At 54.5% G+C, this 22566-nt stretch carries 17 protein-coding genes and 1 pseudogene; 3 read left to right on the forward strand and 15 right to left on the reverse strand.

From position 1 onward, the window contains the following. A partial coding sequence (locus V7Z98_RS01520; RefSeq protein WP_334156736.1) for a hypothetical protein occupies positions 1-348 on the forward strand: 348 nt, incomplete at its 5' end. A 467-nt stretch (positions 349-815) separates the two neighbouring features. After that, positions 816-1145 (forward strand): hypothetical protein, encoded by a 330-nt coding sequence (locus V7Z98_RS01525; RefSeq protein ID WP_334156737.1) that lies wholly within the window; start codon positions 816-818, stop codon positions 1143-1145. A 23-nt stretch (positions 1146-1168) separates the two neighbouring features. Here the strand turns inward: V7Z98_RS01525 and V7Z98_RS01530 are convergent, their stop codons facing one another. From V7Z98_RS01530 to V7Z98_RS01575, 10 genes and pseudogenes are all read right to left on the reverse strand, one after another. Further along, the gene (locus tag V7Z98_RS01530; RefSeq protein WP_334156738.1) at positions 1169-2320 is read right to left on the reverse strand and encodes an HNH endonuclease; all 1152 of its coding nucleotides are present in this window, start codon (positions 2318-2320) and stop codon (positions 1169-1171) included. 26 nt (positions 2321-2346) lie between these two features. Then, positions 2347-3879 (reverse strand): potassium channel family protein, encoded by a 1533-nt coding sequence (locus V7Z98_RS01535; RefSeq protein WP_334156739.1) that lies wholly within the window; start codon positions 3877-3879, stop codon positions 2347-2349. A 17-nt stretch (positions 3880-3896) separates the two neighbouring features. Further along, the gene (locus V7Z98_RS01540; RefSeq protein ID WP_334156740.1) at positions 3897-4745 is read right to left on the reverse strand and encodes an abortive infection family protein; all 849 of its coding nucleotides are present in this window, start codon (positions 4743-4745) and stop codon (positions 3897-3899) included. A 65-nt stretch (positions 4746-4810) separates the two neighbouring features. Then, positions 4811-7522, reverse strand: a complete 2712-nt coding sequence (locus V7Z98_RS01545) for a DEAD/DEAH box helicase (protein WP_334156741.1) — start codon at positions 7520-7522, stop codon at positions 4811-4813. A gap of 11 nt (positions 7523-7533) precedes the next feature. Continuing rightward, positions 7534-9144 (reverse strand): site-specific DNA-methyltransferase, encoded by a 1611-nt coding sequence (locus V7Z98_RS01550; RefSeq protein WP_334156742.1) that lies wholly within the window; start codon positions 9142-9144, stop codon positions 7534-7536. A gap of 65 nt (positions 9145-9209) precedes the next feature. Next, positions 9210-10514, reverse strand: coding sequence for a replication-associated recombination protein A (locus V7Z98_RS01555; RefSeq protein WP_334156743.1), 1305 nt, complete (start codon positions 10512-10514; stop codon positions 9210-9212). A 52-nt stretch (positions 10515-10566) separates the two neighbouring features. Then, positions 10567-10998: pseudogene (locus V7Z98_RS01560) on the reverse strand (AAA family ATPase); the annotation flags it as partial. A 201-nt stretch (positions 10999-11199) separates the two neighbouring features. After that, entirely contained in the window at positions 11200-12222 is a 1023-nt protein-coding gene (locus V7Z98_RS01565; protein WP_334156744.1) for an ATP-binding protein, read from the reverse strand. A gap of 84 nt (positions 12223-12306) precedes the next feature. Further along, positions 12307-12849 carry a DUF4145 domain-containing protein gene (locus tag V7Z98_RS01570; RefSeq protein ID WP_334156745.1) on the reverse strand — a complete coding sequence of 181 codons (543 nt, stop codon included), beginning with the start codon at positions 12847-12849 and terminating at the stop codon, positions 12307-12309. Positions 12850-13138: 289 nt separating this feature from the next. After that, entirely contained in the window at positions 13139-14935 is a 1797-nt protein-coding gene (locus tag V7Z98_RS01575) for a DEAD/DEAH box helicase (protein ID WP_334156746.1), read from the reverse strand. A gap of 281 nt (positions 14936-15216) precedes the next feature. Here V7Z98_RS01575 and V7Z98_RS01580 point away from each other — a divergent pair, with 281 nt between their 5' ends. Beyond that, the gene (locus V7Z98_RS01580) at positions 15217-16539 is read left to right on the forward strand and encodes a serine hydrolase domain-containing protein (protein ID WP_334156747.1); all 1323 of its coding nucleotides are present in this window, start codon (positions 15217-15219) and stop codon (positions 16537-16539) included. Positions 16540-16615: 76 nt separating this feature from the next. On the opposite strand, the gene pstS is transcribed toward V7Z98_RS01580, so the two are convergent. The 5 genes from pstS to V7Z98_RS01605 form a co-directional block, all read right to left on the reverse strand. Then, complete coding sequence (pstS, locus tag V7Z98_RS01585) at positions 16616-17701, reverse strand: phosphate ABC transporter substrate-binding protein PstS (RefSeq protein WP_334156748.1); 1086 nt, start codon at positions 17699-17701, stop codon at positions 16616-16618. A gap of 214 nt (positions 17702-17915) precedes the next feature. Continuing rightward, complete coding sequence (locus V7Z98_RS01590; RefSeq protein WP_334156749.1) at positions 17916-18212, reverse strand: DUF3861 domain-containing protein; 297 nt, start codon at positions 18210-18212, stop codon at positions 17916-17918. 143 nt (positions 18213-18355) lie between these two features. Next, positions 18356-19009 carry an outer membrane lipoprotein chaperone LolA gene (gene lolA, locus V7Z98_RS01595; RefSeq protein ID WP_293259888.1) on the reverse strand — a complete coding sequence of 218 codons (654 nt, stop codon included), beginning with the start codon at positions 19007-19009 and terminating at the stop codon, positions 18356-18358. A 200-nt stretch (positions 19010-19209) separates the two neighbouring features. Continuing rightward, positions 19210-21543 carry a DNA translocase FtsK gene (locus V7Z98_RS01600; protein WP_334156750.1) on the reverse strand — a complete coding sequence of 778 codons (2334 nt, stop codon included), beginning with the start codon at positions 21541-21543 and terminating at the stop codon, positions 19210-19212. A 148-nt stretch (positions 21544-21691) separates the two neighbouring features. Continuing rightward, positions 21692-22366, reverse strand: coding sequence for a Crp/Fnr family transcriptional regulator (locus tag V7Z98_RS01605; protein WP_293259882.1), 675 nt, complete (start codon positions 22364-22366; stop codon positions 21692-21694). Between the last annotated feature and the right edge of the window lie 200 nt (positions 22367-22566).

The following is a 22566-nucleotide window of genomic DNA, read 5'->3' on the forward strand; positions in this document are numbered from 1 at the left end:
TCGAGGATGCTCAAAAAGCTTAAGCCGGTGTCAGCCGAACCGGCAGCAGCCCATAAACCTGTTGCTAAACAGAAGGTGGCAGAAGCCATCAAGCTATCCCGAAACAAAACTCAAGATAGAGATGATACGGATGATTTCTCTGCATACTCCTCAATCGCTTCACTTGAACAGCAGATTGGCAATCTTTCACTACAGATTAATTTGTTAATGATTCGGGCTGCTGGTGCCAGAGGGAAACGATACTCCCGCTTGCAATCGCAAATCATCATTCTTCAATTACAAGTTTCCGAATTGAACCTACAGCTTGAGAAGAAGAAGGCTAACAAATCAAAAAAAGATTACTTCTAAACTATTGACTTCTGAATTCTATTTGCTAAATGACAATTATCATCTAGCAAGGAGAATTATGAACTACTCAGACATAATGGCAGAGAATGGAAGAAAAGGTGGTTTTGCCAAAGCAGAAAAATACAAACCACTCATGAGAGAAGTAGTTAGGTTGTTTGTCAGCAAACCACACATGACACAACAAGAGATCGCCCGAAAAGTGGGAGTCTCACAAGGCTTTGTTTGTGAACACACCAAGAGCCCATTCACAAAATTACAGCGATACTAGCGACTTATTAAAGATATTGTTGGTGACTTGACAGATGAAGAAGTAGACAAAATTCTCTTCAAAGCAAAATTGGAAGAAAAATTTTTGGCTCATCAAGAAGATGTCAACACCATGAAGAGCCATAAACGTTCAAAGATTTAAAGCCATATGATTTTTATCATCTGGCAATAGGAAGGAAAAATAAACCAAAGGAGAAGATATGAAAAATGGAATAATTACAACATCTGAGAGCACCGCATACTTTAAGAACAACAAACTTCATCGTGAAGATGGACCTGCCATTGAATGGAAAAACGGCAACAGGCATTGGCTATTAAATGACCGCTTACATCGCACTGATGGACCAGCCATTGAACTTGTAGAAACAGAGCTTGAATGCACTGTTAAAAAGTGGTCTATCAATGGCAAATATCATCGTGAAGATGGTCCTGCTGTTGAATGGGGCAATGGCTACAAAGAATGGTGGATTGATGGTAAAAAAATCACAGAAGATGAATTCAACCAATGGCAACAAACCAAGCAGTTATAAAAAAAGCACCTACGGGTGCTTTTCTATTCTTGCTCTGGTCTTCTTCCACTTGTTACCAAATGGTGTATGTATGGTGAAAGTTTTTCCATCATCAAGGCAGTAAATTCACCCGCCTTCTCTTTTGGAATTTCATCACCTTCCTTCAAACCCAACTGTTTTGCTGCATAGTAAAAACCTTCCCTAACGGTTCTATCCAAGGTCCTGCTACGGCCTCTTTCAAGAATGATAGGTAAGGCATAGTCAGCAGCAGCCAAATGTACATCTTTATTATAGCCAGCACCTGACCATATCAATTCAAGCTCTTCAAGGCTGACATCTGGCCTTACCTTTACAGCTACAGCACTACCATCTATGGGATCAACTGAGTAAATTTCATTCTTGAACTCTCCGGTGTAGGAAGCGCTTAACAGCACTGCTACTCGAAAAATTCCGAAATACTCTATATAAGACCAGAGCCTTTTTGTCTTTGGATCACCATGCAAAGATACACAGTGAAAAACCCTGTCCTTGGGTCTGCTTTGGATGAGGTCTGATAGATAGGCAAAACCAAAAGGAATTTCTTCAAGACTTTCATCTTGAAGGTATTGGTTAGCCTTGTCACAAAAGCTGTGTGAAACGCCACATGCAGAAGCAAATGCAAAGGCAGTCTTGACCAAGGAGCGGCCTGCATCTGGACCACCTAGAGACAGACTGACATGAAGAGGCGAGTCCAGAAAATCACTCTTTACCTCAAGTTCATTTAGAGCCTTGTCAATGTCTAGATTGGGATGCTTCCTTGAAACACCTTTGAGGCGCTGCCTAGCTTCCTCAATGGTTTTGGCTGTCATGCTGATTTTGATTTTTCCGTCCTGGTCATCCTCGGTGTAGGAAGACTTTTCAGGCGTAAATGTTCCGTCATTCAATAGCCAATACTTGTCACCTTCAACAGTTTGAACAAGCTGCTTAGGTGGTTCTCCACGTTCTCTGCTGATACCAACAGCCAGAGAAAACCAGTTCAATTGCTTGGCAAGCTCAGAATCCCACTTCTCACCACGTGTGTTGTTGCACGTGTTGCAGATAAAGCCTGTGGTCTTCTTGCGACCACCAATAGCATTGGGGATGATGTGCTCTTTGGAACGGTTCTTTCCTGTCAAGGACTCATTACAAAAAGCACATTTTTGATGACTTGTCTGCAAAATATATCTTTCAAATACTTATATATTTAGTACCGACTTCTGTTTGAAAACCCTGCAACTATCAGCCCCATTGTAAAAGCCCCCAACAATGCTTCAGAACCTGCCAACAATTTCAAAATTTGGGTCTTTGGTGTTATGTCACCATAACCAAGAGTGGTGAATGTAACAACCGAAAAATAGGAGCTATCCAATAAACTTAGATGATATGGATTCCCTTTTTCATCCAGCCAATCAAAATGGCTGTATATTCCAGAGTAAATAGTGATAATGGCTAGAGCAACCAGAATGATTCTGGATGGTCTTTCACCATACCCCCAAAGAATAGATTCAAACAAAGAGACAAACCACTTGAATCTTGATTTCACCAAAGGGAATAGGTATTTCGGAACAATATGCATCTTGATTTTTGAAACAAGGACCTTCCGAATCTCTTTGGGCAAATCTTTTTTATCGAAAAATCCTAGATCATATAAATTTTTCAATATGGAAACTTGACCGCCATGATCAAGCCCCTGAAATTTCTTTCTATCTATTAACTGAGGGTGAAAATATGACTTTCTTTCATACACTCTTTCGTTGTAGTAAAAATTCGATGCCTCCTGCCTGAGCCCGCTGCTTTGGAAAGCCGCTCTTAGTAACCGATAGGTCGTTGATGTCTCCAAATACGGGGCACCAACTTTGGGGAGGTAACTTAATTCTCTAATTTCACAATTCTGAATAAATGGGGTTACACTAGAATCTTTAATTCCAACCTTAAACAGAAATGAGTTCGACAATCTTAGCTCTTGAATATCAGTTCTCTCAAAATACAAATCCTGAAATTTTGTATTTGTGATTGTAAATTTAGTGGCAGCACAACTGTAGAACTCATAAAAAGCCACTTCAGTTTCTACAAAAGAAATTTCTCTGCAAGAGCTATAGTTGATTGTCTTCCAGTTTGAGCCATATCCATGCCAGCCGGCCTTAATTATTAGAAAATCCAAATCACAAAAATCTAGATTTTTTTGTCCAATTACGGCTCCGCGCTCAAGCTCTACTTGACCTAGCTTTAGAACGGTAAAATCACCAAAGAGATTTGCTTTGGTTACACATCCGCCTTCATTCAATCCTGACCAAGAGCCATAAAGCAATCTATCGGAATAGGGTCTATTCTTTTTTCTCCACATGGAAAAACGTTTCCGCCCTAGCACCCTTTCTGCCCATTTAAAATACGGCTCTATTTCACCAAGAATCGAAATATCAGCGTGCCTTATCTTCCACCATTCGGTAGCCTCTTCTGCCGTCCCTTCTCTACACTCATATACAAACGCCCCTGGAAATTCGCCAACTCTTTTTATAACGACTTTCTTTTTATCGCCTTTGAAAATATCGCCAGTCGGTACAATTCTTAGCGCCACGTCCATATCAAAAGGAAGCCCATTCAACCAGTCGTTGAATCCTGGCAGAACATCCCTCAAGAATTTAAAGAGTTGCGGTAGATCATTGTTTGCACGCCACTCATTAAAAATGTGTGGTTGCATTGCCCAAAGCTGTATAGGGCTAGGATAGGATTGAGACATATCTACCTCTTGTCGATTTATTCTTTCTTGCGAATTTTTAGACTTCTTTTTTCAATTTGATAGCTCATAGTATCAAACAAGAAGTCAGCTAGAGTCTTTGCTGAGTTCACGGCAAGTTTTGCATGATGTCTACTTGGCTTATACGCCACGCCATGAGCATCAGACATCTTATTTCTCATAGCAGCCAAACCATTAATGATGCTGGATAATCCAGCCAAAACCTGCTTCAGTGAGTCCGATATGTCTTGTCTGCTTGGATCAAGGTTTAGTAGCTTTCTGACTCTATTAAAGAGCTTAACCAAGTCACCATCATTACCTAGTGCATTTGGATCTAGGTCTGCTTCAATCTTCACACAAACAGCTTCAACCAAGCTTCTAGCATTAGTAATTGCACCCGAATAATCGCCTATTTCAACCTTTTCTCTACATTTCTGAATTTGTTCTTCAATGAGCAATTCGCTCAATTCATCAGACTCTGCAAAGTGGTGTTCGACCTCAATTACTGCACCGGCAAGTTCACGAACTTTGTAGAAGTTGCCATCTCTTACAACTTCGTAACCGTCATACCGTAAGATTTCATTGATCTGGGCAGCACACTCTTCAACCGTGCCATTGGTTACTTCCAGCCAGAGGCGCGGATCGAGCATTTCTCTAATGGCATCTTTAAGCTTAGGTTTGCCATTGAGTTCAGCTACCTTATCTTTTGCGAATGTTGCTCGGCTTGGGAAGCCTTGAGCATAAACATCCCTAAACCCCATCTTGTTGAAAAATTCAACTAGGTCAGCACCGCGACGATAGGGCCAGCCATCTGGATCGCCGGCGATGAATTCACCGATTTTTTGAGCAGAGAAGTCAGACAGCTTCACCTTCACTCCCTTCAATGTTGGAAAAAAAGCACCCGAAGGTGCTTTTCAATTTCCATCTTTTCAAGCTACAGAGCCTCAATCAGTTTCAGCACATCACCAGTAGTGTGAGCGCCTTCAATCGGGTTGCTCTCAAACACCATCATGTAGTGATAGCGGTAGCCAGTTTCATGAGAAATCATGTTGGCTTGAGATTCCCAAATCTTTCCAAGCTTCAGCTTGTCCTTGGAGTCTGAGTTATCTCTATCGTCACCCTTGGTTTCAACCACAATGATGTTCTTGTTCTCAGTGAGAACAACAAAATCAGGGTAGTGGTTCAGGAACCCATTGATGACGAAACCCTTACCGCGTTCAAGGTTCCTGTGCCACCAGGTGATGTTTTCCAGTTCTGCCACACCACGAATGACCTTGCTCTCAAGGTTGTTTACACTGCCTTCTGTGACATACAGACTCTTGCTGATTGCAGGTGCATTGTCACTTGGTGTTATCGTGGCCGGCAGTGAGAACGATGGACGAAGCTTGATTTTCTGCGTGGTCAGCCAATTGCCAAATTCCTTTGCAGCATACTCATTGGCAAGACCCTGAATCTTCTCTTTGATGAGCTTCACATAGGCATAGTCACGCTCAAGGCAATCAGCACGTTGGTCAGCACTCATGGCTTCAACGATGCGCTTCAAGTAGTGCTTCACATCGTTGTCTTCAATCGGGTAAAAGGTGTTTTTCCCAATCAGACTAAACAGCCTACCAACGATAGATGTGATTTGACCAGAAGTGGGTTGGCTCTTGATGATGGCATTCAGCTTTTCCTTCTCAGCCTTCTTCACCACAGTGAATGATGGGGCACTTTCACCATTGCCAATCTCTTCAGCATCTACTTTGTAGACATCGGATTCAATAGCTGTGAAGTTGATGGTTGCATCGAGGTTTGCCAACACAAAATTGAACAGCAGGTTTTCCTTTGCCAGCTTGTGCCACTCATCACCACTGTCAAAGAATCCACCATCAGAAGGTTTTTTGATGAAAAACTGAGGTAGCTCAATCGCCTTTGCCGATGCTTCAAAAATCGGCTTCATCTTGTGCTCATTCATATGGGCCTTCAGTTCTTCAGGAACAGATTCACCACTCGTAGCATTGGCCTGTTCTTCAAATTCTTTGGCTTGTTCTACAGCCTGATTCTTGATGGCTTCAACACCTGTTGTGTCACCCTCAGTAGATGCAGTCTGAGTGCCATTCGTGGCTGTAGCAGCTTGCTCTATAGCTTGCTGTTCCCAATCAGGATTGAGCTTGCTCTTCTCAATTTCGAGATCCTGGCCATCACCCGTTTCAGAAGGCTTTTCCTCACCAGTTTGACCAGTAAGGTCGAATTCTTTTTGATCTGGTGTCGTGGGAGGTGTTGGTTCTGGCTCAACCGCAGACAGGTCAAATTCTCTGTAATCCTTCTTGGAGAAGCCTGCCTTGTTCAGACCCGCAACCACTTGACTCAAGGTGTTCTGGAAGTGGCTGGACGAGGTGAAAACATAGCTTAGGTTCAACAGTTCAATGCTGTGCTTTCTGGTGTAGGGCATACGAAGCACACGACCCAAAATCTGAGTCACATCCACCACTGATGATTTGTTTGCCAGTGTTGCCAGCACATAAGCAAATGGGCAGTCCCATCCTTCTTTCAATGCATTGACTGTGATGATGTATCGCACATCACAATCACGGCTCATCAAATCAACATTCTTCAACTCGTTGATGTTGGCAGTCTTGATGGCAATATGCTCTTTGGGAATGTTCAGTTCCAGCAGAATTTCACGCACCTTCTCAAAGGTAGTGGTGTCATCCTTGTTCTTCGGTTCAGCCTGGAACAGCACAATGGGCCGAATGTAGCCACCACCTTTTTCTTCTGCCTTTTTGGCGAACTCTTCCAACTGGCGCCGCATGTTCAGAGCAGCCATGATCACATCTTCTTGGCTTCGCTGATTGGCAACAATCACAGGAAGCTTCACCATGTTCTGCTTCTTGAGCCTCAAGGCATCAACATAGCTGATGATGTTGCTGTTATCCCTTGGGGTAGCAGTCAGGTCAAAGATGAAACTTGGATTGAGGTTGCGAAGCATGTCCACAGACAGATTGCTTTCAGCATTATGGCTTTCATCTACCACCACAACCGGCTTCAAACTTCTCATCACATTGATGAGTGCTGAAGGGTCTGTTCCTTCCAGTGGCTCAACAACTTCACTGTCATCATTCAAGAACGAAGCCAGATAGCCATTCTCTTGGAAAGCTTTACGGTTTTCCTTGTTGGTGGCCTTGAGTGAATCAAAGGACATTACGACCACTGAAAGCTGTTCCTTCACGGTGTCAGCATTGAAGCCTGCACCCTGAAGCACATCAGCCTTCTCATAAATCTGCACACGACCACTGAACAATTCATTCAAGCGCTGACGGTATGGATGATCAATGTTGGACAGGTTCTTAACTGTCTGCTCAAGGATGGTCAAAGAAGGAACCAACCACACCACGAACTTAGGACGTGTGGGGTTGTATTCAGCAAAAGCTGAAAAAATTCTTTCCAAAGCATTCACTGCAATGAAGGTCTTCCCACCAGCAGTGGGGACCTTCACACAAACGTGTGGCACTTCCTTGATGTTGTTCTTGTAGGCTTGATTGAGAACACCACGATCCTTCCAATACTGTGTGAAAGCATTGGGAAGATGGCCCTTGCACTCAAGCAGGGTTTCCAAGTATTTGCTGAGGTCACTAAGAACATCAGCTTGGTAGTCTTTAAGTTCCATATTTATTCTTCTTAGAACCGGGTGATGTCACGTGGAATACGTTTGAAGGTAATTCCGTACTTGTAAAGGAAGTCTTTATCCAAGACGCACTTGTCAGCATAAATCACAAACTGTTCAGGTCTGGATGGCAGATTCTTGATTTTCAGTTGCCCAAGAAAATCAATATCCAGTGTCGTCACCCGATCCTTCTCATAGTAGAAAACACACAAGGCAGTGTCTGTTGAACCCAATGCATATGGACTCACAGCATTCTCTGTATTCCACCGATTTTCGGAGGGGATGTTCTCTGTGTAGGCTACATAGCCTCTGATGGCTTCAGCACCCACTTCTTCATTGAGGTTCTTGTCCTCTTTGAAGAGAGCAGTGCCAACGGTATAGAACTCAAAACCACCACCAGTACCTGCTACAGCGCTACTTCCTTCACCATAGCCATTGATGACACGTCGCACCCGTTCAGCAGTGATGGTTTCGGCATAGTCCATTGTTTCACACAAGATGAAACGACGATTGCCACCATCTTGTGCATTCATCTTTAGAACCGCATGAGCGGTCGTGCCACTACCAGCAAAGGAATCAAGGATGATTGAATTCTTATCCGTTGCGATTTTTAGAGCACGTTCAATCAACCTAGTTGGTTTGGGTGTATCAAAAACAAGGCTTCCAAAAATATCTTTAATTTCTTGACCACCTTCATCTGTTGTCCCTGTCTCTTCATAAGCCCAAATATCCACAGGAACCATACCAGATGCTTCTGACAAATAGAGCTTCAATCGCGGGTAGGTCGCCGTACCATCCTGCCCCCACCAGAGTCTTTTCTCAGCAACATGCCGCTCATACTCTTCTTTTGAGTATTTCCAAGCATGAGTGGGATGTTCAATTGAAACACCAGCCGGATTTACTACTGGGTAGACCAAGTTCTTACGTTTATCTTTGGTAGCTGGATTCACATAAGAGGCAGACATCCAATCACCACGTTTATCCCCGTCAGGATTTCCATAGTTTGAATCTGCCTTTTCACTTCGCCCCTCTTTTAAAACAGAGAGGTGTGCAGTCTTTCTATAAACTAAAATTGTATCTTTAAGGGAATAGAACATTTTTGCATTATTGCTACGGGTATACCTTTTCTCCCATGCAATTGATGCAACAAAGTTTCCATACCCAAAAAGCTCATCCATCAACAATCGAGCATTAGCAGCTTCTACATCATCTAATGAGACAAAAATTACCCCACCTTCAGCTAACAAACGATGAAGCAGCTTCAGGCGCGGATACATCATGCACAGCCACTTATCGTGTCTGCTTAAGTCTTCACCTTCTTTGCCAACCACCTGACCAAGCCACTTCTTGATCTTAGGGTCATTCACATTGTCGTTGTACACCCAACCTTCATTACCGGTGTTGTAAGGTGGGTCAATGTAGATGCAATTCACCTTACCTTCAAACTCAGGAAGAAGACTCTTCAACGCTTCTAGGTTGTCGCCGTGAATGATTTTGTTGTTAGTGGAATTAGCAGGCGTGCCTTCATTCCCAGTAAAGGTGTAATTCTTATCTAGCAAACGAAAAGGCACATCATGGTGGTGATTCACCACTTTGTTTTTCCCGACCCAATGTAGTGTAGGCATGTTCTTATCTTTTTCTGATTCACTGGCATCAAAGCCAGTTACATGTTTCTTGAATTTGGTTGTCTCTACTTCTTACCTGCTTCATCATCCCACTTCCGCAGGAGAGCAAGTTTTTCAGCAATCTTGATTTCTAAGCCTCTTGGCACTGGCTGATACCAACCTGGTTCTTCTATCCCATCAGGTAGGTATGTCTCACCAGCAGCATAGGCATTGGGTTCATCATGAGCATATCTGTATTCATGCCCATAGCCCAATTCCTTCATCAGCTTTGTTGGCGCATTCCGAAGATGAACAGGAACCTCTCTACTCTTGTCCTGCTTCACAAAAGCCCTAGCCTGGTTGTATGCCATATAGCCAGCATTGCTCTTAGCTGCAATCGCCAAGTAGATCACAGCCTGTCCTAGTGCTAGTTCACCTTCTGGACTTCCCAACCGTTCAAAGGTTGTAGCTGCATCATTGGCTATCTGCATCGCTCTAGGATCAGCAAGCCCAATGTCTTCCCAAGCCATCCTAATGATTCTTCTGGATAGATACCTTGGATCAGCACCACCATCCAACATCCTTGTCAGCCAATACAAAGCAGCATCAGGATTGGAACCTCTGACCGATTTATGAAGGGCTGAAATCTGGTCATAGAAATTATCACCACCCTTATCAAACCTTCTTGAATTTAGAGTGAGTGCATTTCCAATGAACTCTGCATCAATCGTGCTAATTCCAGCCGCACCCGCAGCCGTTGCGCATTGTTCCAGCAAGTTCAAGAATCTTCTGGCATCACCATCTGCATAACCAATGATGGTGTCTACAGCCAAATCTTCAAACTTCAAGTGTCCAAGAACTTGTTCTTGAACTCTCTTTAACAATTGCTTCAACTCATCTTCTGTCAAAGACTTCAGAACATACACCTGAGCCCTAGACAGCAAAGCAGAATTCACCTCAAAAGATGGGTTCTCAGTCGTTGCGCCTATGAACGTGACCAAGCCACTTTCTGCATAGGGAAGAAGAGCATCTTGTTGAGACTTATTGAACCTGTGAATTTCATCCACAAACAGAATCGTCTTCTTACCCTGATCTAAATTCTGTTGAGCTTGTTCCATTGCTGCCCTGATGTCTTTCACACCAGAGAAGACAGCAGATAGTGCAATGAACTCACAATCAAAATAGCTGGCTGTCAGTCTAGCTAGGGTAGTTTTACCAACGCCCGGTGGCCCCCAAAAAATCATGGAGTGGGGCTTACCTGACTGAAAAGCTAACCTCAGTGGCTTACCTTCACCTAGAAGATGTGACTGCCCGATGACCTCATCCAAGGTCCGTGGTCTGAGTGCTTCTGGCAGTGGTGCAACAGGTGTTTGTGCGAACAAATCAGCCATGCTTTACCCCCATTGAACAATGGGGAAGCACAATAAATTGCACAACAGGCTTTATAAGCCTTTGTTTTATATAGCACTTGATAGCTTTGTTGAAGCGGTGCTCCTCATCGACGAACAGGATGGTGCGCCGCCCCCGGGCCCGCGCCGCCTCGGCCCGGGCCATGGCCTCGCGGATGTCCTTGATGCCGGAGAACACCGCCGAGAGGGCGATGAAGTCGGCGTCGAAGGCATCGGCCATCAGCCGCGCCAGGGTGGTCTTGCCCACCCCCGGCGGCCCCCAGAAGATCATCGAATGGGGCTCGCCCGAGGCAAACGCCAGGGCCAGGGGCTTTCCCGGCCCGAGCAGGTGCTGCTGGCCGATCACCTCGGCCACGGTCTTGGGCCGCAACTGCTCCGCCAGGGGCGGCGGCGGGGCATCCACCCCGGAAGGCACGGAGTCGCCCTCAGGGACGGGCGGCTCCAGGGAAGAAAACAGGTCGCTCATGGAGCGAATGATAGCGCGGGGATGAGTGGGGCTCTCGGTTCAAAGCTACCCAAGGCTGGAGGACTAGCACACCGTCAGCAATCGACCCGAAGCGGAAGCTCGTTGCCTAGGAAAGCGGACGTTCAACATAGAGCTAACCGGCGCTGCGCCGTTTTATCGCACAGCGTCGAGCGACTGAAAGGAGCGTGTTTGAGCGCCATGCTATACAGTTTTCGAAAGCATTCTAGACATCTTTGATGCAGTCAATTCAGTATCTGAATTACCGAGTTCAGCCGCAATTTTTTCCCCTTTATTTCGCAATGATTCCAGCGCCTCATTAAGCGTTGTAATAGACGAAGTATCCAGAACCATCCGAATTGCCACCCCATCAAAGCTACATTCACTAAATTCAGCCTGGTTGCCGACGAGACTAATGGCATCACTTCCACTACAGATATGAAACCCTCCCCCGAGTTGACAAAGCGAGCTTGTCATAAACAGCCCGTATCCAGAGTTACGCCAATCCCCGTCGCTTTTTTTCCTTTTTTCTTTTGCAACCCCTGAAATACCAGGTTGAAGAGCCATAAATACGGCTTGCCTGTTGTCTTGGATATTAAGCCTGGGGTTTCTTTTTAATGAATTAAAGAGACCAACACCTTCATCAAGGATAGAGATTTCTACTTTGTTTTTAGTCGGCCAGTATTGAGCCGCATACCAAATGTGACTAGCTTCACCATGTTCAACGACGTTTCTGAATATTTCTCTGATTGCATATGTCAGCGTTTCGGAAACCTCGCATCCACTGTGTCTCGTTAATACACCTGAAATCCGTGATGACTCTGCCTCAACAACTTCTCCATGGTGAACAAACCCTTCACGAGCTTCTGTTTTTATCTTATTGACAACCAATCGAGTAAGAGGGATATATGTTCCACTACCCGATGCTTGCCCGGGTTCGTTTCCATGATCTAAACCAAAGCTCTTAAAAAACCCCATCCAAGACGCATATTCATTTTCAGAATAGTTGCTTGCTGTCAACTTAAAATCTCGCCCAAATACCTCTCGGCCCTTTCGGGCAAATTGTCGAATAAGCGCCGAAAGAAAAAGCATTCCAAATGGTTCAACATGCCCTAAATATTTAAAATCCAGGCAGTTTTCTGAAGTCTCTAAGTGTGTGTTAAGAGCCAAAGAAAATGGGATGAGCGTTTTTGGGGTAAGGCTAGAGGGAATTGTGATTGTATTCATGAGATATAACGTAGAGCTAACCGGCGCTGCGCAGCTTTATCAAGCAGCGTCTAGGGACCGGAGGGAGTGAAGTTGAGTGCCATGTTAGGTTTTGTCTCGCCGCTTTTGAAAGCGCTCCCACTTGGCATTTAGAACAAAAACGTACTCGTATATGGCGACACTAAAGTCGAGAAGGTCACGGGCGTCATCTTTGGAAACTTTTTCAGTAGTAGCATGGGCGCCTAAATTCCGGTTTTCGCGAAGAGCCTCACCCCACCCATAGATTCGGTCATCAATGATACCGTCCTCACGCAATTTCTTAAGCCCGCCAGCAAGTGTTTTGGTCTCGGGGTCATGATGCTTGCAGACGCCTTCAATAGAACGTCCACACATAACCGCGCAAGCGCTAAACGCCTTAGCTTTGAAACAAACCTTTGCTTCGACGAGTGAGTTTCGAGCGATTTCTGGAATATCCCAGTCAATTTCTGTTTCTGGGCTTGGCCACAATCTGGATGCAGAGTTCCATTCCCAATCATCTTCGCCCGTTTGAATTAGCTCAGAGATGCCAAGCAAGGCACCATGGCAGATTTTGCACTCAAGCAAAACGTATTTCGTCGGGATATGGGTGTGCTCGATTTCAATATCCACAGCCCCCTTCTCCTCGCAGTCGACCTTTGATTCGCAGTGTGGACATTCAGCAATCATAATGGCATCCCAAAAAAACCTAACGTGAAGTAGATGTCTATATTGCAGGGGTTCTCGGTTTCACGAGCTTTTAACTACAACTGCGGAATTTTTCGGCCTGTATACAGTACTAAAGAATTCCGTAAACCCTACAAGCCCCAAAAACGTGCCAATGGCATTGTGCGACAGCTTTAGAGTGATTCGCCCACTGGCTGTTGGTGGCCGATTTCTGTCATTACTTTCAAAATATTTCTCACCCCGCCACCACCAATTCCTGCGTCGCCCGGGTCATCGCCACGTAGAGCAGCCGGGCGTATTCATCCCGCTTTTCTTCCTCCTGCTCCATGACCCCCACGCCGGGGATGGCCACCAGGGGGAATTCCAGGCCCTTGCAGCTGTGCATGGTGAGCACCTTTACCGTGTGTTCGTCCGGGGCGAAGGTGGCTTTCTTGTGGAAGGTGTAGGGGATGCGTTTGGCGGCGAGCACGTCCATCACCGCTTTGCCCACCTTGGCGTAGTCGTGGTAGATCACGGCCATGTCGTTCCAGGGGATGCCGGTCTGGTGGGCGGCTTTTAGGCGGTCGGCGATGTGCTCGGCCTCGTCCTTGATGGTGGGCAGGCGGATCACCTGGGGTTCGGGGCCGTGGCGGCCGCCGCTGATGGGGGCGAGGCGGGGCACGCCGTCCTCGTCCGCCGCGCTGTTGGCCGTGGCGCTGGCGGGCTGGAGCAGGTCCTTGGCGAAGCTGGCGGCCAGTTGCAGGATTTCGTGGGTGTTGCGGTAGTTGATCTTGAGGATGGTGGTGCGGCCCTGGGCCTGGATGCCGACGCTCTTGAAGCTGAATTTCTGCTTCTTGCCCCGGGCGTAGATGTCCTGGGCGTCGTCGTAGAGCACCAGCAGCGAGTTGGTGTCCGGGTTGACCATCTGGGTGACGAGCTTGAGCCAGGCGGGCTCGAAGTCGTGGCCTTCGTCGATGAGCACGGCGTCGTACTGGCCGCCGGGGATGAGGCCCCGGTCCACGCCGCCGATGACCCGCTCGACCATGGCGGCGTAAAACGCGCTCTTATCCGCCCCCTCTTTAGGCAGGCCGGCGTTGTAGGCCACCAACTGGGCGTGGCACCACTGGTGGAAGGTGTGCACCAGCACCTTGCCGGCCAGACCCTTGGCGGCCATGGATTGGGCGAGGCGGTTGGCCAGGGTGCGGTTGTAGCAGAGCACCAGGATGGGCTTCTGGCAGACCTGGGCCAGGTGCTCGGCCCGGTAGCCGAGGATGAGGGTCTTGCCGCTGCCGGCCACGCCGTGGATGACCCGGTGGCCCTCGCCCAGGCTGCGGGCGAGCTGTTCTTGCTGCAAGTCCATGACCCGCACGATGTCCGGGATGTCGGCCACTTCCGGGTCGGCGAAGAGCTTGCCCTGGAGCGGGGCGTTGATGCGGATTTCGGGGAAGAGGTGCCAGCGGATGCGGTCGATCTGGGGCAGGGACAGGGCGGTGCTGCGGCTGAAGGGGAACATGCCCCACAGGCGCTGCTGGAAGGCTTCGGCATCGACGCCTTCTTCCATCTCGTCGCGGCAGATCACCCGGTGGGGGGCGATCACCTCGCCCAGGTCGGTGTCGTCGAACTGCTTGCGGGTGATGTTGGTAAGCACCACGCCGTAGCCCCAGGGGAAGTAGAGCTTCCCTTGCTCGCGCCCGGACGAAAACGTCAGTTGGGGATCGCGCTTGAGCAGGTCGGCCACGGCATGGGCGTTGTGGCGGGCCTGCTCCAGGGGATTGGGCACCTGCTTTACCCCGTCGGCGGTGACCAGGGTGGCATTGTCCCGGTCCATGGCCTGGAGGGTGTCCAGCTTCCAGTCCTTCACCTCCAGCACCAGGATGCCCCGGCGCGGGTTGAAGACGATGAAGTCCGGATGCAGGTTGGCCGGGCCCACGGGCACGTCGTACCAGAGCAGGTAGTCGTCTTCGAGCTTGGCTTCGAGCCGCCGGGCGAAGCGGTTTTCGCCGGCGGTCATGCGCCCGGCGCAGGTGGAGATTGCGGGAATCAGGGTTGCCATACGCGTTACAGCGCCTCCCGGGCGGGCCGGAGCATTGCCGGCCGATGGTTGTCAGTCACCTGACATTATGCTCCCGGGTTTGCACGGTATGCCGTGCGAAAGCGCACAGCCCCCCCATGGCCGGGACGCTCCCGACTGCGCTGCCCACCGTTACAGAGCCGAACTGATAGCGGTGCCCGGGTTCGCTATAGTTTCTGGGCACGATGCCTTCGTCCTACCTTGCCGCCGCCCGCGCCCCAGGTGCAGTTGTGGGCCGGGGCCCATTGCCGGGAGATGCCGCCATGAAACGATTTCGCCCCCTTCACCGCGCCGCTGCCCTGGCGGCCTGCCTGGCGCTGGCCGCCACCGCCCACGCCGCTCCTCCGGTGCCCGACGCCGCGGCCAGCGACCCGGCAGCCCTGGGCTGGATGGTGGGGTCGCCGCCGCCCCCGGAGCGCACCCTGCGCTTCGACGACGGCAGCTACTTCCGCTTTCCGGCGTTGCGCTGGAGCGTCGCCAACTTTCGCCAACTGATGCCCACCATCAACGTCTCCCGGGGGCTGGGCGCCATCGATCCCCTGCCCCGGGCGCTGCGCAAAGACTTGGACGCGGTCCGCTTCGTTCCCCTCGGTGGCAGCGAACCCATGACCTGGGAGCAGTCCCTGGCCGCCAACTACACCGACGGCATCGTCGTGCTGCACCGGGGGCGCATCGTCTATGAGCGCTACTTCGGCGTGCTCAAGGACGACGGCCAGCATGGCGCCATGTCGGTGACCAAATCCGTGGTCGGCACCCTCGGCGCGCTACTGGTGGCCGAAGGCCGGCTCGACGCCGACAAGCCCGTGGCCCACTACATCCCCGAACTGGCCCGTTCGGCCTTCGGCACGGCCACCGTGCGCCAGGTGCTGGACATGACCACCGGCCTCAAATTCAGCGAGGATTACGACGACCCGAACGCCGAGGTCTGGGCCCACGCCCAGGCGGGCAGCCCGCTGCCCAAACCCCGGGACTACACCGGCCCGCGCAGCTACTACGAGTATTTGCAGGGCGTGCAGCCCCAGGGCAGCCACGGCGCGGCCTTCGGCTACAAGACGGTGAACGCCGACGTGCTGGGCTGGCTGATCGCCCGGGTCACGGGCCGCAACGTGGCCGAATATCTTTCGGAGCGCATCTGGCGCCCCCTCGGCGCCGAGCAGGACGCCTACATGACGGTGGATTCGATCGGCACGCCCTTCGCCGGCGGCGGGTTGAACACGGGCCTGCGCGACCTGGCGCGCTTCGGTGAGATGCTGCGCACCGACGGCCGCTTCCATGGCCGGCAGATCGTGCCGAAGGCGGTGGTGGACGACATCCGCCGGGGCGGCGACAAGGCCGCCTTCGCCCAGGGGGGCTACCCGCTGCTGCAAGGCTGGAGCTATCGCAACATGTGGTGGGTGACCCACAACGACCATGGCGCCTTCATGGCCCGGGGCGTGCACGGCCAGCGCCTCTACATCGACCCCACGGCCGAGGTGGTGATCGCCCGCTATGCGTCCCACCCCCAGGCGGGCAACGCCGCCAACGATCCGACCACCCTGCCGGCCTTCGACGCCCTGGCCCGCTACCTGATGACCGCGCCACGCTGAGGCTACCCGGCCGACCGCCGCAGACCCGCGCCGCGCCCCGCTTTCGCTTGGGCGGAAGGCCGGCCCACGTCCGGCGTCAGCGCAGCGCCCCCACGCCGATGGGGGCGCCGTTGCGGTCCACGATGCTGGCGATGGCGCGGTAGGACTTGGCCTGAATGGTGGTGGGCAGGCGGACGAAATTGACCTGCTTGGCCAGGTCGTCGCCGTGGAGGAAGGCCCAGGTGAAGAAGCGGATCACCGGCATGGCGCTGGCCGGCTTGTCCGCCACCCGGGGCATGACCACGAAGGTGCCCATGGTGATCGGCCAGCTGTCGCGGCCGGGCAGGTTGGTGAGGGTCTGGGTGAAGTCGCCGCCCTGCATCCAGGCGCTTTGCAACAGGGCGTTATGGAAGGTCTGGGGGCCGGCCTCGACCACGGCGCCCTCGGCGTTCTTGAGGGCCACGGGCTTGAGCTTGTTTTCCACCACGTAGTTGTAATCCACGTAGCCGATGCTGGCCGGGGTGGCCTGGACCGCCTCCACCACGCCCTTGCTGCCCTTGGCCGGCACCACGCCGGCGGGCCACTTGATGGCGGTGCCCACGCCCAGCTTCTGCTTCCAGGCCGGGCTGACCTTGGCCAGGTAGTCGCTGAAATTGTAGGTGGTGCCGGAGCCGTCGGAGCGCACCACCACGGCGATGGGCTTGGCCGGCAGGGCCAGCCCGGGGTTGAGGGCGCGGATTTCCGGGGCGTCCCAGTGGGCGACCTCGCCGGCGAAGATGCGCGCCAGCACTTCCCCGGTGAGCACCAGCCGGCCGCCGTCCACCTTGGGCAGGTTCACCACCGGCACCACGCCGGTGATCACCGTGGGAAAGAGCACCAGGCCGTCCCGGGCCAGGTCCTCGCTCTTGGGGGCCACGTCGGTGGCGCCGAAATCCACCTGCCGGGAACGAATCCGTTGCAGCCCCGCCGACGAGCCGGCCGGGTCGTAGGCCAGATCGGCGCCGCCGGCCTTCTTGTACTGCTCGGCCCAGATGCGATAGACCGGATGGGCGGCGGACGAGCCGGCGCCGTTCATGGGCTCGACCGCCCGGGCGATCGCCGGGGCGAGCAGCAGCCCGGCCAGGGCGGCCGCAGCGGCAAGGCGGGAGACAAAGGCCCAGCGGGGCGTAAGGGTCAGGGGCACGGCAACATCCTCATGGCGCGCCGCGCCGGCCTGAAGCGGGCTCTGCGGCAGCGTGGGCAATAGCATCGGCGCAAAACGCCTGCACACCCGGGGCCGGGCCAGAAAAGAAAAAGGCGCCCCAGGCGGGCGCCAGTGTAGCGGGCGAATGTGGCAATTCAATTGCAGGCCATGGATACCGGGCCGCACGCCCGTCCGACAGCTTGCACGGGGGCGGTCAGCCCTGGGCCGGACCTTTCTTGAGGTGCTTCATGAAGGCGACGAACTGGGGGAAGAACTCGGCGAACAGGGGATGGTCGCGGTTTTCCAGCAGGGTCTCGCCGAACAGCTTGAGGCCGACGCCGAAGGCGGTGGCCGTCTCTTCGGACAGATCGCCCCGGCCACGCAGGTAGGCGACCACGGCCATGATGTCGTCGTGGTTGCCGACTTCGAAGCGCAGCGGCGACGCATCGACCGGGTTGCCCTGGGCGTCGGCCAGGTGTTCGACGGTAACGCGGTAGCGGTGTTGTTTCATGGGGGGGGTCTTGTGGTTTGAAAAAACATCCCCCGCGCGGGCTGACCTACAGGCAGCCGGGCGGGGGAACGGCAACGGTGCCGGCTGCGCAGCGGGCCCGGATTGGCCTGAGTATGGGAATAGCCAGCGCCGGCAGCGGGGCCTTACTCGCCGGTCACGTCCGCCCCGGCGGGCGGGGTGAAGCGGAAGGTGGCGGGTGGCAGGCTGGGATTACGCTCCAGCTTGGGGAAGGTGAGGCTGGTGGTCTGGCCGAAGCTGTCGGTCAGTTCCATGGCGCGCAGGGTGTCGCCGCCAAAGCCGAGGCGGATGCGCTCGAAGCCGCCGTCGGTCTGCTTGGGCACGGCCTCGACCCAGGCCAGGCCGTCCCGCTCGCCCTGTTCGGTGAGGGTGAAGCGCTTTTCCACGTTGTTGTCGCCGGCCAGCAAGGCCGCCGGGGTGCCGGACAGGGCTTGGGTGAATTTCTTCACCGTCACCTGCTTCAGCTCCGGGTCGTACAGCCAGATCTTTTCGCCGTCGCCGACCAGCAGCTGGGGATAGGGCTTCTGCTGTTCCCAGCGGAACTTGCCGGGGCGGGACAGCAGCAGCTGGCCGGTGGTCACCTGGGGCTTGCGCCCGGAGCGGGTGGTGACGGTCTGGCTGAAATCGGCCCGCAGGGTGTGGGTGGTTTCGAGGAAGCTCTTGAGCTTTTCCACCCCGCCGGCGAAGGCCGGTGACACAGCGAGTAGCCCAGGCAGAGCCAGGGCGGCGCACAGAGTACGCAGAAAGGGGCGGCGGGAAGCGATGGCGGGGGTAGTCATGGCGAGTCCGGAAATTCAGGAAGCAGAAAGGACGGAAGGGCTGGGGCCGTCCGTCTGCTGCACGGCGGGCGGTCTGAAAAGCGGGGAGACGGGGCAGTCGGCGCTAGGGACGGTAAGGAATCGGGGGCGGAAGGCGACGATGAACGCCGAACAAGAAAGGCCGTGGGGCCGGGGCGGACTGCCCCGGCATCCCAGCCAACTCATTCCTCGCGCTTGGGCGCCAGCACCTCGCGGCCGCCCCGGCCGTCCATGGCCGAGACCAGGCCGGCCTTTTCCATGGCCTCGATGAGGCGCGAGGCCCGGTTGTAGCCGATGCGCAGGTTGCGCTGGACCAGGGAAATGGAGGCGCGGCGGGTCTTGAGCACCACTTCCACGGCCTGGTCGTAGAGGCCGTCGTTCTCGGGATCGTCGTCCTCGCCGCCGTCGCCGCCCATGCCGTCGTCGCCGTCGGCCCCGGCGCCGGTGAGCACGCCTTCTTCATATTCGGGGGCGCCCAGGCTCTTGAGGTGCTGGACGACCCGGTGCACCTCGTCGTCGGCGACGAAGGCGCCATGCACCCGCAGCGGGTAGCCAGTGCCCGGGGGCAAGTAGAGCATGTCGCCCTGGCCGAGCAGGGCCTCGGCGCCCATCTGGTCGAGAATGGTGCGGGAATCGATCTTGGACGACACCTGGAACGACATGCGGGTGGGGATGTTGGCCTTGATCAGGCCGGTGATGACGTCCACGCTCGGGCGCTGGGTGGCGAGGATGAGGTGGATGCCGGCGGCCCGGGCCTTTTGCGCCAGGCGGGCGATCAGCTCTTCGACCTTCTTGCCCACCACCATCATCAGGTCGGCCAGCTCGTCGATCACCACCACGATGAAGGGCAGCTGGCGCAGGGGTTCGGGGGCCTCAGGAGTCAGGGACAGCGGGTTGGGAATGCTGCCGCCGTCCTTTTCCGCCTCCTTGATGCGAGCGTTGAAGCCGGCCAGATTGCGCACGCCCAGGGAGCTCATCAGCTTGTAGCGCTTTTCCATCTCGCCGACGCACCAGTGCAGCGCGTTGGCGGCCTGGCGCATATCGGTGACCACCGGCGCGAGCAGGTGGGGAATGCCCTCGTAGACCGAGAGTTCGAGCATCTTCGGGTCCACCAGGATCAGGCGCACCTCTTCCGGCTCGCTCTTGTAGAGCAGCGAGAGGATCATGGCGTTGATGCCCACCGACTTGCCCGAGCCGGTGGTGCCGGCCACCAGCAGGTGGGGCATCTTGGCCAGGTCGGCCACCACCGGCTGGCCGCCGATATCCTTGCCCAGGGCCACGGTGAGGGCCGAAGCCATCTCGTTGTAGACCCGGGATGAGAAGATTTCGGAGATGCGCACCGCCTGGCGCTTGGGGTTGGGCAGTTCCAGGGCCATGCAGGACTTGCCGGGCACGGTTTCCACCACCCGGATCGACACCAGGGCCAGGGCTCGGGCCAGATCCCGGGCCAAATTGACGATCTGGCTACCCTTGACCCCCACCGCCGGCTCGATCTCATAGCGGGTGATGACCGGCCCCGGATAGGCGGCCAGCACCTTCACCTGCACGCCGAAGTCGGCCAGCTTGCGCTCGATCAGGCGGGAGGTGAATTCCAGGGTGTCGGCGGCAGGCAGATCGTTGTTGGCCGCCGGGGCGTCGAGCAGGTGCAGGGGCGGCAGACGCCCGCCCACCACGGCCTCGGGGAAGAGGGCCGGCTGGCGTTCCTTTTCCTTGCGCTTGGCCAGGCGGGGCGAGGGTTTTTCCTCCGGCTCGGGGGGCAGCTCGATCAGGATCGGCTCGTGGTCCTCGAACTTCTCCCGCTCCACTTCCACCACCGCTTCCCGCTCCCGGGCCACCTCGCGGCCGATGCGCCGGTCCTGCCAGCGTTCCACCAGGCCCCGGCCACCGAACCAGGCGCTTTCGAGCAGGGCGCCGAAGCGTTCGAAGAAGTTGAGCCAGCTCATGCCGCTAAACAGGCTCCAGCCCAGCACCAGGGTGGCCATCAGCAGCAAGGTGGCGCCGGTAAAGCCCAGGGCCCGCTCGGACCAGGCCGCCAGTTCGACGCCGAGCATGCCGCCGGCCACCAGGGGCAAGGGATGGCTGAGGGAATGGAAGCGCAGGGATTCGATGGCGCAACTGGCGAGCAGCAACACCAGGAAGCCGACGGCGGCCAGCACCAGGGGGCGGCGCGCCGCCGGCTCGTCGTCGGTGGCGACATCCCCCAGGCGGCGGTAGCCGCGGATCATGAAATAGACCATCAGACCCACCCACCACCAGGCGGAAACGCCGAACAGGTAGAGGAGCAAGTCGGACAGCCAGGCGCCGAAGCGGCCGGCCGGGTTGCGCACCACGGCGCTGCCGGTGGCGTGGGACCAGCCCGGGTCGTTGGCGTCGAAGCCCCACAGGGCGATGGCGAGGAAGGCGCAGAGGGGAACCAGCAGCAGCCAGCGAAATTCCTGGAGCAGCCCGCCCACCTTGTCGGGCAGGGGGGCCTCCCGGTCGGCGGCGAGGGCGGCGGACTTTGAAGCTAGGGCCATGGGGCGGGAACGGGGATCTCTCGTTCAGGATGGACTGGCGGTCCATTATACGGCCGCCGGCGCGCCACCCGGCCGCGCCGTTCCGCCGCCACGCCGGAACGCCCCGGAGGGACGCCGGCCGGCTGCGGCAATTGGGCAGGCGCCCCGGTCAGGCGGCGTTGAGGATGATGCGGCCCGGCTCGCAGCGGATGTAGCCGGTGGTTTCCAGATCTTTCATGACGCGGCTGACCATTTCCCGGGAGGCGCCGATCATCTTGGCGATGTCCTGCTTGGAGAGCTTGCGGGTGATGATCCGCCGGCCGTCCTCTTCCTCGGAAAAGTCGATCAGCAGCCGGGCGACCCGGCCATAAACGTCGAGCAGCGCCAGGCTCTCGATCTTGCGGTCGGCCACGCGCAGGCGCTGCACCAGGCCGCGCATCAGGGACAGGGCCACGTCGAAGTGGTCCACGATGCAGCGCTGGAACTCGGCCGGGGAAATCTGCAACAACTCACAGGCTTCCAGGGCCACCACGTCGGCGGAGCGGGGGCTGCCGTCGATCAGGCCCATTTCGCCGAAGAAATCGCCGGGAGCCAGCAGGGACAGGATCACTTCCCGCCCCTCGTCGTCGGTGTTGGTGACCTTGGCCGAGCCGGTGAGCAGGATGTACAGGGAATCGGTGGGATCGCCGGAACGCACCACGGCAGTGCCGCGGGTGACGGAACGGCGTTGGGAATTGCGGGCGATACGGGACAGTTCCTCGTCGGTCAGGCGCGAAAACAGGCTGACCCGGCGTAGAACAAAGGGGCTCAGGGATGCGGCATGGGCCGCGCTGCGAGTTTCCATCGTGTGCTCACTCCCCCAGCTGGATGAACGGAATGAAAGTAGCAAAAACGTGAAATATTCCCAGATTATAGAGGAACTCGCCGGAAAAACCGTGCCACACCGCCATCCATGGCCCCGGACGCCGATTGCGGGTCTGGAAAACCGCCCCGGCGACCCCGCGCCAGCCCCGGTCATGACCAATTCATTCCCAACCAATCGAT

The sequence above is a fragment of the Oryzomicrobium sp. genome, from assembly GCF_036820405.1.
GTDB lineage: Bacteria > Pseudomonadota > Gammaproteobacteria > Burkholderiales > Rhodocyclaceae > Oryzomicrobium.